This is a genomic window from Geodermatophilus aquaeductus (assembly GCF_900182545.1).
Lineage (GTDB): Bacteria > Actinomycetota > Actinomycetes > Mycobacteriales > Geodermatophilaceae > Geodermatophilus > Geodermatophilus aquaeductus.
Genome location: NZ_FXTJ01000007.1, coordinates 180,988 through 195,791, shown reverse-complemented (window position 1 = coordinate 195,791; position 14,804 = coordinate 180,988). Strand labels below are relative to the sequence as shown.

Annotated in this window: 10 protein-coding genes; 2 read left to right on the top strand and 8 right to left on the bottom strand. The window is 69.9% G+C overall.

Annotated features, from left to right (window positions below):
* Positions 1–29: 29 nt before the first annotated feature.
* Complete coding sequence (locus tag FN207_RS17715) at positions 30–854, top strand: M55 family metallopeptidase (protein ID WP_142459770.1); 825 nt, start codon at positions 30–32, stop codon at positions 852–854.
* A gap of 577 nt (positions 855–1,431) precedes the next feature.
* Here the strand turns inward: FN207_RS17715 and FN207_RS17710 are convergent.
* From FN207_RS17710 to FN207_RS26415, 5 genes are all read right to left on the bottom strand, one after another.
* Positions 1,432–1,953, bottom strand: a complete 522-nt coding sequence (locus FN207_RS17710; protein ID WP_142459769.1) for a hypothetical protein — start codon at positions 1,951–1,953, stop codon at positions 1,432–1,434.
* A gap of 569 nt (positions 1,954–2,522) precedes the next feature.
* A complete protein-coding gene (locus tag FN207_RS17705) occupies positions 2,523–3,653 on the bottom strand; it encodes a site-specific integrase (protein WP_142459768.1) in 1,131 nt (376 codons plus the stop codon).
* A 41-nt stretch (positions 3,654–3,694) separates the two neighbouring features.
* Positions 3,695–3,913, bottom strand: a complete 219-nt coding sequence (locus tag FN207_RS17700; RefSeq protein ID WP_142459767.1) for an excisionase family DNA-binding protein — start codon at positions 3,911–3,913, stop codon at positions 3,695–3,697.
* Positions 3,914–3,966: 53 nt separating this feature from the next.
* Positions 3,967–4,980 (bottom strand): hypothetical protein, encoded by a 1,014-nt coding sequence (locus FN207_RS17695; protein WP_142459766.1) that lies wholly within the window; start codon positions 4,978–4,980, stop codon positions 3,967–3,969.
* A 483-nt stretch (positions 4,981–5,463) separates the two neighbouring features.
* Positions 5,464–5,997 (bottom strand): hypothetical protein, encoded by a 534-nt coding sequence (locus FN207_RS26415; protein ID WP_185938405.1) that lies wholly within the window; start codon positions 5,995–5,997, stop codon positions 5,464–5,466.
* A gap of 443 nt (positions 5,998–6,440) precedes the next feature.
* Between FN207_RS26415 and FN207_RS17685 the strand changes: the two genes are divergently transcribed.
* Positions 6,441–7,673, top strand: a complete 1,233-nt coding sequence (locus FN207_RS17685) for an IS110 family RNA-guided transposase (RefSeq protein ID WP_142459870.1) — start codon at positions 6,441–6,443, stop codon at positions 7,671–7,673.
* 1,366 nt (positions 7,674–9,039) lie between these two features.
* Here FN207_RS17685 and FN207_RS17680 read toward each other — a convergent pair.
* The 3 genes from FN207_RS17680 to FN207_RS27555 are packed head-to-tail and all read right to left on the bottom strand — an operon-like array spanning position 9,040 to position 14,559.
* Positions 9,040–13,362, bottom strand: coding sequence for a caspase family protein (locus FN207_RS17680; protein ID WP_142459765.1), 4,323 nt, complete (start codon positions 13,360–13,362; stop codon positions 9,040–9,042).
* Positions 13,359–14,246 (bottom strand): alpha/beta hydrolase family protein, encoded by an 888-nt coding sequence (locus tag FN207_RS17675; RefSeq protein ID WP_221888262.1) that lies wholly within the window; start codon positions 14,244–14,246, stop codon positions 13,359–13,361. The genes FN207_RS17680 and FN207_RS17675 overlap by 4 nt, the downstream gene beginning before the upstream one ends.
* A 16-nt stretch (positions 14,247–14,262) precedes the next feature.
* Positions 14,263–14,559 carry an HNH endonuclease gene (locus FN207_RS27555; protein ID WP_425459856.1) on the bottom strand — a complete coding sequence of 99 codons (297 nt, stop codon included), beginning with the start codon at positions 14,557–14,559 and terminating at the stop codon, positions 14,263–14,265.
* Between the last annotated feature and the right edge of the window lie 245 nt (positions 14,560–14,804).

Below are 14,804 nucleotides of genomic sequence, written 5' to 3'. Positions count from 1 at the left end.
ACAGGAAACACCCCGTCGAGGATGGGGCGGTGAAGGTCTACCTCTCCTCCGACATGGAGGGCACCGCCGGCGTCGTCGACTGGGGCCAGTGCCGCGGGCCGGGCGCCGAGTACGACCACTACCGGCGGTTGCTGCAGGACGAGGTGAACGCGGCCATCGCCGGCGCGATGGACGCCGGGGCGACGGAGTTCCTGGTCAACGACTCGCACTCCTCGATGCAGAACCTGCGCCCTGGCGAGCTGCTCGGTGGTGCCCGCTACCTCTCCGGGCGGCACAAGCCGACGTACATGATGGAGGGGCTCGACGCGTCCTTCGACGCCGTCTTCCTCGTGAGCTACCACGGCTCGATGGGCGGCCCGTCCTCGGTGCTGTCGCACACCTACAATCCGGCGGCGATCGCCCGCGTGCGGCTGGGCGGCGTCGAGGTGGGGGAGTCGGGGATCAACGCGCTGGTCGCCCTCGGCCACGGCGTCCCGGTCGTGCTGGTCACCGGCGACGAGACCACCGCCGAGGAGGCCCGCGCGGTGTGCCCGGGCATCGAGGCCGCCGTCGTCAAGCGTTCGGTCACGCGGTTCGCGGCCGAGAGCCTGCACCCGGACGAGGCCTGCGCGCTGATCCGGTCGGGGGCTGCCGCCGCTCTGCGCGGGCTCTCCTCGGCGCGGCTGCCGGCCATCGAGCTACCGGCCACGCTGGAGGTCACCTTCCGCAACGCGGACCTGGCGGAGATGGCGTGCCGCATCGTCGGCGTCGAGCGGACCGGGGTGCTGGAGGTCTCGATCACCGACGCCGACCCGGTCGAGCTGTACCGGACGTTCGTCACGGTCGTGCTGCTCACCCGGGGGATCGCCGAGTGAGCGCGGAGAGCGGGTGACCGGGATCGAACCGGCATGGCCAGCTTGGAAGGTGCCCGGATGGAACCGGCGCAAGATGACGCCCACCTGGAAGGCCTCATCCCGTGGGCCGGCTGCTAGGGGTCGAGCCTCGCCGGTGACGCCTGCAGCACCCCACCTGCGATGACGGGGCGCCGCGTCCTACCCCAGGTCGATGGGTGTGTCCCCCTTGACCTTCTGCACCTCCAGTGCGAGATGTGCGGCCCTGAGGGCGTTGCGTGATCTCTCGGCGAGGGCGCCTCGGACAGGTGCTTCGAGCCTGTCGTTCACGTTTTCGGGCGCTTCTGCGGGCGGCCTGGGAGACACCGTCACGAGAAACGGCCTGCTGCAGTGACGTAGTGAGGGGAGTTCGATCTCCCGATGACTCCGAGGAGCCTTCGCTGTGCGCTCGTGCGCTAGGGGTTCAGCCGAGCCCCAGCCCACCGAGCGGACGTGTGAGCACCACCGAGTTCGGCCGGCATCCGCGCAGGCAGAGAACCCCTCACCTCGTGCGGGCCTCCGCCTGTGCGCATGCCTGGTCTTGTGGCGGTGCCGTCCGACGTCAGGGCGCCAACTCCGCGCAGACGTCCGTGGAGCGGCCGTTCAGCCGGTAGCTGGCCGTCTGGCCATTCTCATCGACGGCCAACCGCACGCGGCCGGTGGTGTAGGCGAGCTGCAGCACTCCGGCGGGTTGGCTGTTCTCGACGGATGTCCAGAGGAGGTTGGGGCCGGCCGCGTCGATGGTGAAGGAGCCATCGGGGAAGACGGTCTGCCTTCCAGGCCCGCTGACGTTGTAGGTGATCGACTCGCCTGTCTTGTCATTGATCACGATCGCCTCCGCATGGCCGGTGAAGCGGAACTCCGTGGCCCCGTTGGGCAGCGGCGTCTCCGTGACCTGCTGGTTGCTGAAGAAGTCGATGGTCACTGCAAACGGGCAGTAGCCATCGTCGCCAGCAGTGTCGGTACCGGGCAACTGGATGGTCTGGGGCTCCGTCGGCAGCGGATCGCCTTGCGCGGGGCCAGCCCCGGCTACCAGTCCGACGGCGGCAGTGGCGATGACCAAGGACGTGCGCGTCGTTCTCATGGCTCCCCCTCGAGACCGATGACGAGACCGTCACGCAGGGGGACATTGCGGAACAGGATCGTCAGCGGCTAGGGGGTCTCGCGTCGTTCGGTCCCGGATCCGGGGATCGCCGCAGAGTCCTCACATGCTCTCGAGCGCGTGCCTACGCAGGGTCAGTACGGCCGGTCGAGTGAGCGATGGGATCGTGAGAACCCGCCGGAGCAGTACGACGAAGTCCCGTCGTCTGCAGGTGAGCCGACGCCGAGCGCCTGACGAGCCGATCGCAGAGGGCGGTTAGCGGTCCGAGTCGTCACGCACGGAGCGGAGAACAGGTGTCTCCCAGGAGCGTGGATCGCCCGTCCGGAGGTTCCCCAGAGCTGCTCCGGAGGGTGACGGTCCGGTTCGCCCGCGGCGACGCGTGGAGCGGGTGACCGGGATCGAACCGGCATGGCCAGCTTGGAAGGCAGGATCTTGTGACCCGGTCTGTGCTGGTCAGCGGTCTACTTTGACCTCCGGGCGAGGGCTCGTGACCCACATGTGACCCAGCGGTCCGGCATGACCCACGCGTGACCCACCGTCCCTCGGGCGTACTAGCCGTCCCGGTCCGGATCATCCTCCGATGACTCGCCGGCCGCACCCAGCATGGCGTCGAGGGCACGGGCGATCTCGGCGTCGCGGTCGTCGGCGGCGTGCTGGTAGAGCAGGGCCGCGGCGGGGGAGGAGTGGCCGAGCCGGCGCATGAGCTCCTTGGTGGTCGCTCCGGTGGCAGCGGCGAGGGTGGCGCCGGTGTGGCGGAGCTCGTGAGGACGAACCGCCTGTAAGCCGATGGCGTCGGCGGCCCGGCGGAAGGTCCCATTCCAGTTGCTGCGGGCTAAGTAGCCGCCGGAACTGGTGCTGAACAGGAGGGCGTCGGGGGAAGCGACGACGTACTTCTCCAAGTGCTCCTCCACTAGGGCCACGATGGCGGCGGGGAGGGCCACGGTGCGATGTCCGGCGTCGGTTTTAGGCTCGCCGACCACCCACTGGCCGCCGACGCGTCGGACCGAGCGCTCGACGCGCAACCGGCCACCGGGTAGGACGTCGGACCGGCGCAATGCGGTGGCCTCACCGAACCGGAGCCCGCCGAAGGCGAGGACGAGCAGCAGGGCGCGGTAGCGCTCGGTTCTCCGGTCCTTCCCCAGTTGCTGTGCTAGCTGCAGCGCCTCGGCCGCGGTGAGTGCGCGGGACGGCCGGGAGGCCTTGGGCGTGCCGGCGCCACGCAATCGGCAGGGGTTGGAGGCGACGGCCTCGTCGGCGACCGCGACGTTGAGGATGGCCCGCAGGAGCCGGTACGCCTGCGCCAGTGCTGTCGGGCCGGTCGCCCGGCCGGCCTTGGCGTGCCAGGAGCGGACGGCGGCGGGAGTGACCTCGTCGACGGGGACGTCGGTCCATGGCTCGGCGAGGTGGTGGCGCCACAGGCCCGCGTACAGGACGCGGGTGCTCGCGCGGAGGTCGTTGCGGGCGAGGTAGTCCTCGGCGTAGTCGCCCACCGTCCTCCGGCTGGCGGTCGGAGCCCGCCAGGCCTTCCGGAGGAGGTCCGTCTGCTGGGTGGCCAGCCACGCCCAGGCGTCGGCCTTGGTGCCGAAGACCTTGGCGTGGCGCCGACCGTCGGGCCCGCGATACCGAGCGCGATAGCGACCGCTCGGAAGCTCGTCGACGGTGCCGAACGTCCGCTTGGCCACGTCACGACCCTGGCGGGCGATTCAGCGAGCGTCTTGGCTGATCAGCGCTGGCTGTGGACCCGGCCGGCGTCCACAAGGGCGTCTAGCGCCGAGCGCTCCAGGCGCACATACTTGCCGACTTTGACGTAGGCGATGCGGCGCTCAGTGATGAGCCGGCGGATGAACCGTTCGCCGGTGCCGAGGTATTCGCCGGCCTGCGCAACGGTCAGCAGCGGGTCGCCAGGGAAGTGTCGCCCGTAGGTCGTCCGCTGGATCGCCATGCCGCCGAGTCTCGTGAGCGTTCTCCAGTCCTCCTTGAGGAACGCCTTACCTGTCACTTCAGCGCGGACGGACCAGTTGCCTCCTCCACGTCAAGAGGGGCCAGCCAGCGAGGATCGCACTGGGGGCGACGAGCCTCAAAGGCAGCAAGCAGTGTCTCGGTGACCCGCGGGTTGCTTGGACGGCGTCCAAGCCGTCCCATGGCGTTGAAGGCCACCCCGGCGGCCCGCCATGTCCACCGCAGCGCCGCCCAGCGGCCAACCGGTCGGGTCCCTCTCCACACCTCAGGCAGAGAGGCGAGGTCGGCGAGGTCCTCGTCCCAGTAGCTGGCAAGTGTGAAGTGCCCGACGTGCCCCGCGTCCCCGATGCGCACGGCATAGTCCGCGAGCAGGTCCTCAAGCAGGTAGATGCGCGCAGCTGTACCGCGGTGCGGTTCCAAGGCGTCGCCCCAACCGACTCGCAGACTGACCTCGTCTAGGGTCAACGACTGCCAGCCACGGACTTCCGGCCAGCTCGAACCGGGGCAGCCGTCGGAGTCCGCGCTGATTGCAAGTAGACGGCGCAGCGCGGGCCGAGCTCGGACGATGTCGCGGCCGAGGGCGGCGTAGGCCGCGGCCACGGTAAGCCTTCTGCGGACCACCCGGTCGGCAACCTCGGCTAGGTGCTCAAGTACGCGCTCGACGGCGGCACGATATGTGCCCAGCGCCTCCACCGCCTCTAGCTCATCGGCTATAGCGCGGTCGAGCTGAGGGTGGTCCCCAGAAGCGCTCGCCTCACGTCCACCGTTGTCCATCGCGTTGACGAAGCTGATACGGGCATCCCGGTAGCGCGCGAGGACCTGGTGATACTGCGCGGACTCGTCACGAGTCGCAGCGGTGGGATGCCCAGCGACCAGCAGGGCAAGCCGCCACTCATCAACGAGTGCCGCCCACGCCTTCGCAACGTCGCCTTGATCGGCGGACTCGGCCAGGCGGTTCCCTCGCCGTCCCAGCACCACCTGGGACAGTGCGATGAGAGCTGCCCCCAAGGAGACAAGCACCGGGACCAGCCACGACCAGTCGATCTTCACGCAGCCATCCGCCTTCTCCGACCCTCCGGGCAGGATAGCTGCCGCGCCGCGCCATCCCTGGCTGGCGAGCTGCCCTAAGGGGCAAGCCCAAACGGATTCTGGTCAGGCACCGAGCTGTCGGTGGCTGCACGCGGCCGTCCGCCTCACGCAGGCTTCGCAGGGGTGAAGATCGCCTTGGCGGCTACTGGGTTATATCCGGCTCAGTCGCCGAACTCTGCCTACCGAGGCATTCCGCACGGCAGCCCCTCACTGGAGGGGCGCGAGATCGCGAGCCTGCACACCTCTGGCACCGGCGGTCGCCGAACTCGTTGTGACGAGCTGCGGCAGGCTGATTCAGGAGGTCCTGGGGGCACAACTGCTGGAGGGATTGAAGTCGGCATCGTGGGTGCGCCGCGAGGTCCGCGTCGCTGGCCGCGGCGGCAATTGGATGGGCGCGCTACCCGAGGGGGACCAGCCCCCTGTCGCGGACAGGCCGGATCGCATTCAGGGCAGGTGGAGGTGCGCTTGCTGCCGCGCCCGCGCCTGACGCTGGTAGTCGATCGATCCACTGCGGACGTACGTGCGGCGGCGGTAGGCGTCGAGGACGGCGTCGATGGCATCGGAGAGGTCCAGGAGGTCGCGGTCGTAGAAGCGGCCGTCGTCGATCTGGCCGGCGAGCTCGCCGAGCAGCGGCAGCCAGTCGCGGCGGGTCGGCGTAGCGGGGACCGGGACCTCGACGCGCCGCTCGACCACCTCGACGGCGGAGAGCCCCGACGCGGCGGCCCGGGTCTGCTCCCAGGCGCGATGTCGGCAGGTGGCCGAGCACCACTTCGGAATCGGGCCACGGTTGCGTGGGGTGATGGGCCCGCCGCACCAGGCGCAGTCGGTGGCGGCGGCCCGACGTTCCGGTGAGCGCTTGTCCTCATCCGCCGCGTCGGTTCGCCGCGGCGCGCGCGGCTTCCGCTCTGCCTTCTCGCGCCGTCGCCGCTCGGCCTCTGCTCGTCGCCTTCGGTAGTCCGCCGTCCCCTTGCTGGCCATGCTGGCGAGGCTGCTCAGCGGCCTCCAGTCTTCTCGTCACCACGAGTTCGGCGGGCCGACGATGCATGAGGTGTGTGGCACTTGATCTTGTGCATCTCCAGTGCCAGCAGGTCCGGTCGCTGGTGCCGATGCGCAGGTGGTCGCCGGGGTGCTTGAGCGCGCCCCTCGAGGTCACCGTGGGATCGAGACCGGGTGTCCCTAATGGGGCTGCATCCGGTCGGTAGTGCAGCAGGATCGGGTGTCCGAGCCGCCGGCGGGTGAGCACTGTGTGTCCCGGGTCCGATCCTCGAGGCCCACCTTCAGACCGTGCCCCCGCCGGTTGGTGAGGAGGAGCGGATGGCCGGTGGGATGGCGTGCCTCGAGCACTGATCCATTAGGTCGCCACAGCCTTCTCCTCCAGGGTCGGATGCTGCTGATGCCGATCCGGAGGAGGCCAGTGCGTGGTGTTGTTCCTCGGCAATGACTGGGCTGAGGCCCATCACGACATCGAGCTCGTCGACGACTCCGGCCGCCGACTGGCCCGCCGACGACTGCCCGAAGGCGTGGAGGGGCTGCCCGCGCTGCACTCCCTGATCGTCGACCACCTGGCCGAGGACGCCGAGCCTGGCCAGGTCATCGTCGGGATCGAGACCGATCGCGGGCCGTGGGTGCAGGCGCTGGTCGCCGCCGGCTACACGGTCTATGCAATCAATCCCCGGCAAGTGGCCCGCTATCGGGAACGGCACGGCACCGCCGGCGCCAAGAGCGACCCCGGCGACGCACACGTACTGGCCGAGCTGGTGCGCCTGGACCGGGCGCATCACCGGCCGGTGGCCGGGGACTCGGCGCTGGCCGAGCACGTCAAGGTGCTCACCCGCACCCACCAGTCACTGATCTGGTCTAGGCAGCGGCAGACCAACGCGCTGCGCTCGATGCTGCGCGAGTTCTATCCGGCCGCATTGACCGCCTTCGGCGAAGACCTGGCCAGCCGGGAGGCGCTGGCGATCCTCGCGCTGGCTCCCTCACCCGAGACCGGCCGCCGACTCTCACAGAGCAAGATCGCCGCCGCGCTGCGCCGCGCGGGACGACAACGCGGCATCGACGCTTCGGCCGAGCGGATCCAGGCCGCGCTCCGCACGCCGCAGCTGCAGGCCCATCCTGGCGTGGTGAGCGCCTACGCCGCCGCCGTGCGCTCACTGGTCGCCGTGATCGACGCCCTGGTGACCCAGGTTGAAGTCCTGCGCGGGGAGGTGGAGGCGGGTTTTGGCCGGCACCCGGACGCTGAGATCTACCTGAGCCAGCCCGGGCTCGGGCCGGTCCTGGGCGCCCGGGTGCTGGCCGAGTTCGGAGATGACCCGACCCGCTATGCCGATGCCAAGGGGCGCAAGAACTACTCCGGCATGGCCCCGATCACCCGCGCCTCCGGCCTCCGGCGGATGGTGCTGGCCCGCCCTGCTCGCAACCGGCGCCTGGCCAACGCCCTCTACTTCCAGGCCTTCGCCGCGCTGAGCAGCTCACCGGGAGCGAGGGCCTACTACGACGCCCAGCGCGCCCGCGGCGCTACCCACCACCAAGCGCTGCGCGCCCTGGCCAACCGCCTGGTCGGCATCCTGCACGGCTGCCTGCGCCACCACATCGCCTACGACGAAGCCATCGCCTGGCACCGCGAATCTCAGTCGCAAGGAACCGCCGCTTGACGGCTTAACACCGTGGGATGTCTGAAGGTCGCTCATGGAACGAGGTCGACCACACCCGGCGGCAGGGGCGACGAAGTGGTCGCTGAGTTCGGCGTCTGTCGGCGCGAGTCCGCTTTCGACAGCAGTTGAATGGCGATTGCTGGAGGCGCCGCAGCGCAGCTCCCAGGACGTGCTCCGCGAGGTGGCCGCCGATCTCATGCAGGCCGTTCCGGCGAACTGGATCCGCTGAAGTACTACGCCACGCTCATCGGCTTCCGCGGTCGAGACACGTTCGTGGCCGAGACAGCTGAAGGATCTGTCACACTCCCGGGCGCTCCCGACCACGTACGCTCCGCCGTCGAGGAGCTTAAGCGGCTGATGTGGACGCCGGAGCGCGGCGCCTGGATCGGGGTAGAGCTGGTCGTGGACCGCGAAGGCGGGCAGCTGCAGCCGGGGTTCAACTACACGATTGAGCCCGCGGGCGACCCGATGCCGGTGGATGTTCTCGCCGACGAGCTACGGCAGTTTCCACGCCCACCGGGCAGCCTGCCCGACTGGTGGGCTAAGAAGACGTTGCGGAAGTCGAAAGCGGGCGAGCCCGTCGGCGGGTCACGCAGGTCAGCCGCCCCTGACGCCGCGCGTCGACCGCACTGGCGCACTTCCGCAACAACTTCTAAGCGGGTCGGCGGCTGATGCACTCCGCCAAAAGGATGGCCAGCGTGTACGGGGACCTCTGCAAAGTGCCCAGTGACCTTGGATTCAAGTCACGAGGAGGCCGTGGGGCGGCGCGGAAGTCCAGCGAGGTGACCGCGTAAGCGGTCTCGCCGGAGGAGCCGTCCTTCGCCGGCGCCCGCGGACGGCCTGGATTGCCCAGGGCGGCCCGGGAAAGAACGTCGCAGCACGGCTGCTCTCCAGTTCGAGCACCTTGATTAAGCGGGACTCGGTCCGGCACTGTCCAAGACTGCACCGGCGTTGCCGGCGAACGACGCGGTCGACTCCAACCCCAGCAGCAAGATCCTCACCGCCTGGATCGCCAAGGAATAGCTCCGCGCGCTGCTGGTCTTCGCCCGCTCCGGTGGACAACCGTTCTCCATCGACTGCGGAACCACCGAGGACCTGACCACCGACCACAACTGGCCGCGTGGCAGCGGCAGGCCAGGGGGCCCGATCCGGCTGCGCGACGTGGACGTGGTGTGCCGGTCGAACAACGCTCGCCGTGGTTGTGGCGCCGACAGCAGCGCGACCTCCTCGTGAACCGCGTCTGGATCGCCGGCCTAGCGCGAGAGGTACCAACCCCCGATGGGCGGAGCTCACCGTGCTGCGCACCGCCGACATAGCCATCTGGGAGCACGAGGACGGCTGCCCCAGCCCACCAGTCTGACGTCTACTACCAGCCTGTTCTCCAACTAGTGCCCGTCTGGTGCTTACTGTCTTGTCCGCCGTTCGCAGCGGCATCAGGGGACACGAAGCGGCCGTCGGCCAGGCGACAACCGTCAGCATGCCCGCTGCGCCAACCGTCCGAGGGGTAGTCAGCCACAGCACTACAAAGGCAGAAGGCGAACCCGATCAACTCGCGGTTGGCGCTGACGACGATGTCGCCGGACTGCGTCGCTGAAAGGTGGGTCGCGGGATAGGGCAGAGCGTGTACGCCCACAAGTTGCTCCGCTGTTAAATCCCAAACTCGCACCGTGCGGTCGACGCTGCCTGTGATGGCGACCGGGGTGCCGTCGAGCTCAGTGCAAACCACTGCGGTCACCCAGCCCTCGTGGCCGGTAAGCACGCCGCGCTCAGTGGCGCTGGCCAGGTCCCAGAGCCGCACTGTGCCGTCGAAACTGCCGGTGACGGCGACGGGGGTGCCGTCAAGCTGGGCGCAGGCCACCGCGCTCAACCCGCCCTCGTGGCCGGCGAGCATGGCCTGTTCGGTGCCGGTGGCGAGATCCCAGACCCACAACGTGCCGTCTCTGCTGACGGCGACGGCGACGGCGGTCCTGTCGAATCCGGCGCATGCCACTGCGGTCACCCAGCCCTCGTGGCTGCCGAGCACGGCGCGTTCGGCGCCAGTCGCCAGGTCCCAGAGCCGCACCGTGCCGTCGCCGGCGGTGACGGCGACGGGGGTGCCGTCGAGTTCGGTGCAGGCCACCGCGCTCGGCGGGGCCTTGTGGCCGGTGAGCACGGCGCGCTCGGTGCCGGTGGCCAGGTTCCAAAGCCGCACCTTGCTGTCGCCGCCGGCGGTGACGGCGACGGGGGTGCCGTCTAGCAGGGTGCAGGCCACCGTGCTCACCCACCCCTCGTGGTGGCTGAGCACGGCGCGCTCGGTGCCGGTCGTAAGGTCCCAGAGCCGCACCGTGTTGTCGCCGGCGGTGACGGCGACGGGGGTGCCGTCGAGTTCGGTGCAGGCCACCGCACTTACCCCGCCCTTGTGGCCGGTGAGCGCGACCTGTTCGGTGCCGGTGGGCAACTCCCAAAGCCGCACTGTGCCGGAGTTGTCGCCGGTGATAGCGACGGGGGTGCCGTCCAGCAGGGTGCAGGCCACCGCCCGCACCAAGTTGTCGTGGCCGGTGAGCACGGCGCGCTCGGTGCCGCTTGCCAGGTCCCAGAGCCGCACGGTGTCGTCGTCGCCGCCGGTGATAGCGACGGGGGTGCCGTCCAGCAGGGTGCAGGCAACCGCGTTCACCCAGTCGTCGTGGCCGGTGAGCACGGCGCGCTCGGTGCCGCTTGCCAGGTCCCAGAGCCGCACCGAGTCGTCTTCGCCGCCGGTGACGGCGACCGGGGTGCCGTCCAGCAGAGTGCAGGCAACCGCGTACACCCTGCCCTTGTGGCCGGTGAGCACGGCGCGCTCGGTGCCGCTTGCCAGGTCCCAGAGCCGCACCGACTCGTCTTCGCCGCCGGTGACGGCGACGGGGGTGCCGTCCAGCTCGGTGCAGGCCACCGCGTTCACCCCGCCCTTGTGGCCGGGTAGCACAGGGCGGGAGATGCCGGTCGCGAGGTCCCAGAGCCGCACAGTGCCGTCTTCGCCGCCGGTGACGGCGACCAGGGTGCCGTCCAGCTGAGCACACGCCACCGCGGTCACCGGACCCTCATGGCAGGTGAGCACGGCGCTCTCGGTGCCGGCAGCCAGGCCCCACAGCCGCACCGTGCCGTCACTGCCGCCGGTGACGGCGACGGGGGTGCCGTCCAGCTCGGCGCAGGCCAGCGCGCTGACCGATCCTTGATGGCCGGCCAGCGTGGCGTGTTCGGTGCCGGTGGCCAGATTCCAGATCCGCACTGCGCCGTCGTTGCCGCCGGTGACGGCGACAGACATGCTGTTGAGCTTGGTGCAGGCCACGGTTCGGATGGAGCCCTGGTGGCCAGTGAGCGTTGCCCGGAGAGAATCGTGGACCATCGCTCCCGTCGCCCACCGCACGGGAAAGCGGCTGTCCTCTACAAGTGTCGTCAGCTGATCGGTGGCTGCGCACCGGGCAGCGTCGATCGCCAGAATGTCGCGCCGGGTCGCCGCGTCGGCGGTGCCGTGCACGCCGACGGATGCGAGGTACATGGTGCGGACCAGCCGCCCCACCGGGGTAGTGGCAGTCCTGATCGCCGTGGCGAGGATGTCCGGGTCGGCGTGCACCAGGTACTCGGTGTCGCCGACGAGGTCGTCGATTCGGCCCGCAGCGGCGGCGTGGGTGGCTAGGTACATCAGCGTGTAGGGGTGGGCGCGGCGCCAGTCGCGCCCACCGCCGACGCGGGACGGCACGCGGCGGCGCAGCGTGTCCACGAACGCCGATTCGACCGTCGCCGGGTCGGTGTCCTGGCGGAGATGCTCGGCGAGCGCCTCGTGATAAAGCCGGTAGGCCGACCGGCCGGCCTCGGTGGCCTCGACCACATAGGAGCCGGCGGCCCGGCGGAGCCACAGCAGATCCTCGTCGGCGTAGGTGTGGCCGCTGATGGCGCTGGCCAGCGGCGCCCAGAGGTTCTCCCACGGTAGGCCCTGGCCGTGCGCGTAGGCCAGAGGGCGGAGCAGGTCGCGGGCGCGCTGGGCGTTGGCGCCGAGACGGCGGTCCAGGTCGGCGCGCATAGCCTCCCCAGGCAGACGGGGCAGCCCGGCGCGCCAGGCTCGGTCGGTGATGTCGGCTACCTGGGGCTCGGCGGCGAGGGTGGTACTGACGATCCGGGCGACCAGGAAGGACGGCATCGCCGCGGCGGTGACCGCGGAGGCCACGTCGCGGACCAATAACGGGTGCGCGTCCAGGTAGGGGGAGTACTCGGCGCCTTCGAGCAGGCCGCGCATGGTGTAGGCCCTTATAGCCTCCCAGTCCGCGTACTCCTTCTCGTCCAACCCGACGGTCTGCACCGCTGAGCCGAGCAGCGGCAGCAAGTGGGGGCGGGTGCCCAGCAGCAGCCGCACCCGTCCCTTGCTGCGGTTGAGCAGGGGTGCGAGCAGGTGGGTGATCAGATGCTGCGGGTCGGCGGCCTCGTCAAGGGCGTCGATCAGGGCGACGAGCGGGCCGCTCCAGTCGGCCAGCCGATCGACCAGTTCGGCGACGGTGCCGGCGCGCACCTTCGCTGCCGCGGCGAGGCCGGCGAGGACTTGGTCGGTGGTCAGGGCGCCGGCGTAGATGGCGACGTCCAGTACCCCGTGAAACCGGTCGGCGGAGATGGCCAAGTCGAGCTCATCGAGGGGAACGGCGCGTCGGTAGTCGGGATCGCTCAGGGTGGCGACGAGGCCGAGCACGGCCGTCTTGCCGGTCCCAGGTCCTCCGGTCACCGCTAGCCCCGGCCGGTCCGCCGGGTGATCGTGCAGCCAGTCGGCGATGTCGCTGAGCGCGGCGCGCCGGCCGCTGAACCACCAAGTGGGAGGGCCGACGGTGGGGCTGCCCATCGCCCGCAGCAGGAAGCGCCGGCGGTACTCGGTGTCGCGTCGCGCGGACTGGTTGTCCCATGCGGTCACGTCTTGCAGGTAGAGGTCCAGATCGGTCAGCTCGGCGCGGTGCCGGGGGTTCGGCAGGAACTCCGGCGCGTGGCCAGTCAGACCTACCCCGGTCCAGCCAATGCGCTGGAAGGACGGCCGGTTCTCGCTGTCGTTCATCGCGGCGACCACCGCGCCGATGTCCAGCGCGGTCGGCGCATGCCCGGCGGTGGCCAGGCTGTCGACGGCCTCGCGCAGCAACGCCGGGAAGGCGGCCGCCTCGGCCTGCTCGGCGGGCAGCGCGGACGTCACCACGACAAGTCCGCCGCCGGAACCCCAGTCGCGCTGCATCCCCTCCAGCGCACTGGCCGCCAGTTCGTTGCCCCCCTTGCCGGAGTAGCAGGTGTCCAGCAGCAGCAGCAGGCGCTGCACCGGCGTGCCAAGCAGCAGCTTCCGCGCCAACTCTGCTGTGCGCAGCGCGTTGTCGATGTCGTCAGGGTCGGTGTCACTGGTCAACAGGACGTGCTCTCCGGAGGCGTCGAGGACCTCCCCGTGGCCGGAGAAGTAGACGACCAGGTGATCCTCCGGCTGGACCTGCTGCCTGCAGAGGGCGCGCAACTGTTCGGTGAGCTGGTACTGGGTGGGGTTCAGGCCGAGGCCGGTGAGATGGGTGTAGCCGAACCGGGACGTGAAGAGCGAGATGATCTCGTCGCGGGCGGCGGCGACACCAGGCCGGTCCCACGTTGGCTGCCGCATGTGATTAGGGACGGCAGTGGCGACGAGTAGGCGTCGCCCTTCACCCGGTGCGTCGCCGACGGTCACGGTCGGGCCAGTCCTTCGGCGATTGCGTTGCCGGTGGTGGCGTCGCTCAGGTAGGGACGGACGTCATGTGCGTGCGCGCCGTTGTACACCGTGAAGCCATTCACCCGGTCTCCGAACCACGGGCGCAGGTCCTTCTCTAAAGCGACCACATCTCCAGCGTCGGCGATGTTGGTCCACACGAGGCCTTCGGCTCCCGGCCAGCGGCCCACCCCGTCGGCCGGTGCAGGATCGAGCCGCTCAAAGATGAGGTTCCGGATGCCGAGCGGCGAGCCCAGCGTCACCAACGCCAGGGCTGGTGACTCCTCGGCTGGTACCGCGCACAGCGCCTCGTAGGCGATGACCGAGCCCAGCGAGTGCCCTACCACCACCCGGGTGTCCGGGCCCAAGAGCGCCCGCACCCGCCCTCGTGCGGCGGCCCGCACAACTGGGTCCGTTAGATACCGCCGGACCTGTTTCAGGTCGGCGATCATCGCCCGCAGCGCTAAACCGCCGAAAAAACGCGACCGACTCAACGCGCGGAACGCGGCCTGCGTGCTCCGAGGAGTCCGCACGAGGGTGTCCGCATCGGGGGCAACAACCCCCGGGTCCACACGTGCGGCCTCCTGCCACCAGGCCAGCAGCAGCTCCTGCTCCAGACCCGGCGCGACATCCTTCGGCTGGTACGGCGGATCAGCCGCGGCCAGTCGCTGGCCCGCAGGCCGGAACAGATCACCATAGAAGGCCATGCCGATGTCGTCGTCTCGAAGCAGGTCGCCGAACCCGGCTCGAGTCACGCCATCGTGGAGCGAAGGCACCCAACTCATCAGAAGCTCACGCTCACCCAGCAGTTGCTGTCCGATCCCATGCACGCACACGACTCGCATCGCGCCCCCGAGGAACTGCATCAGGCTGACCTGTATGTCACCCCGAACCGGATTGTCGTGACGTGGCCCGCTGTTGGCGGATTCTCCACTCGAACAGAAGGCTAGTGCGCTTACTGGCGTTGCACGGCGGACAGGCGGGCAGGATGTTGCCGATGCTATGCCTGCCATCTCTGGCCAGCGGGATGACATGGTCCCGGTGGAGTACGGCGCTCGGCTTGCCGCAGTAGGCACAACAGCCGCGGTACCGACCGACGAGACGGCGCCAGTCGCGCTCGGTGAACTGTAATGCCTCGCGTCTGAGCTGGCCCTTCCGCCGTCGACGGATGGCGCGCATGCGTTCGGGATTGTCTCTGAGGTACTGCATAGCGTATTCGCGTCGGCGCCTGGCCTCGCGCGGATACCTCTTGGTGCTCCGGGCATGCTCCCGGCCATCGGCGACTCGCCGGCCATCGGACGCGCGGGTCTTGCACGCCCGACTGCAGTAGACCGCGTGCGGGCGCTTGTCTGCCATCGAGGCACCGCAGACAGGGCATAGGCGGCCAGGGTCGACGCCCTCCCAGTTCGCCGCTTTGCGTCGCG

Coding starts and splice junctions, on each gene's coding strand:
- FN207_RS17710 (WP_142459769.1), bottom strand. CDS start 1,953: ATGAGAACGACGCGCACGTCCTTGGTCATCGCCACTGCCGCCGTCGGA.
- FN207_RS17700 (WP_142459767.1), bottom strand. CDS start 3,913: ATGGCGATCCAGCGGACGACCTACGGGCGACACTTCCCTGGCGACCCG.
- FN207_RS26415 (WP_185938405.1), bottom strand. CDS start 5,997: ATGGCCAGCAAGGGGACGGCGGACTACCGAAGGCGACGAGCAGAGGCC.
- FN207_RS17675 (WP_221888262.1), bottom strand. CDS start 14,246: ATGCAGTTCCTCGGGGGCGCGATGCGAGTCGTGTGCGTGCATGGGATC.
- FN207_RS27555 (WP_425459856.1), bottom strand. CDS start 14,559: ATGCGCGCCATCCGTCGACGGCGGAAGGGCCAGCTCAGACGCGAGGCA.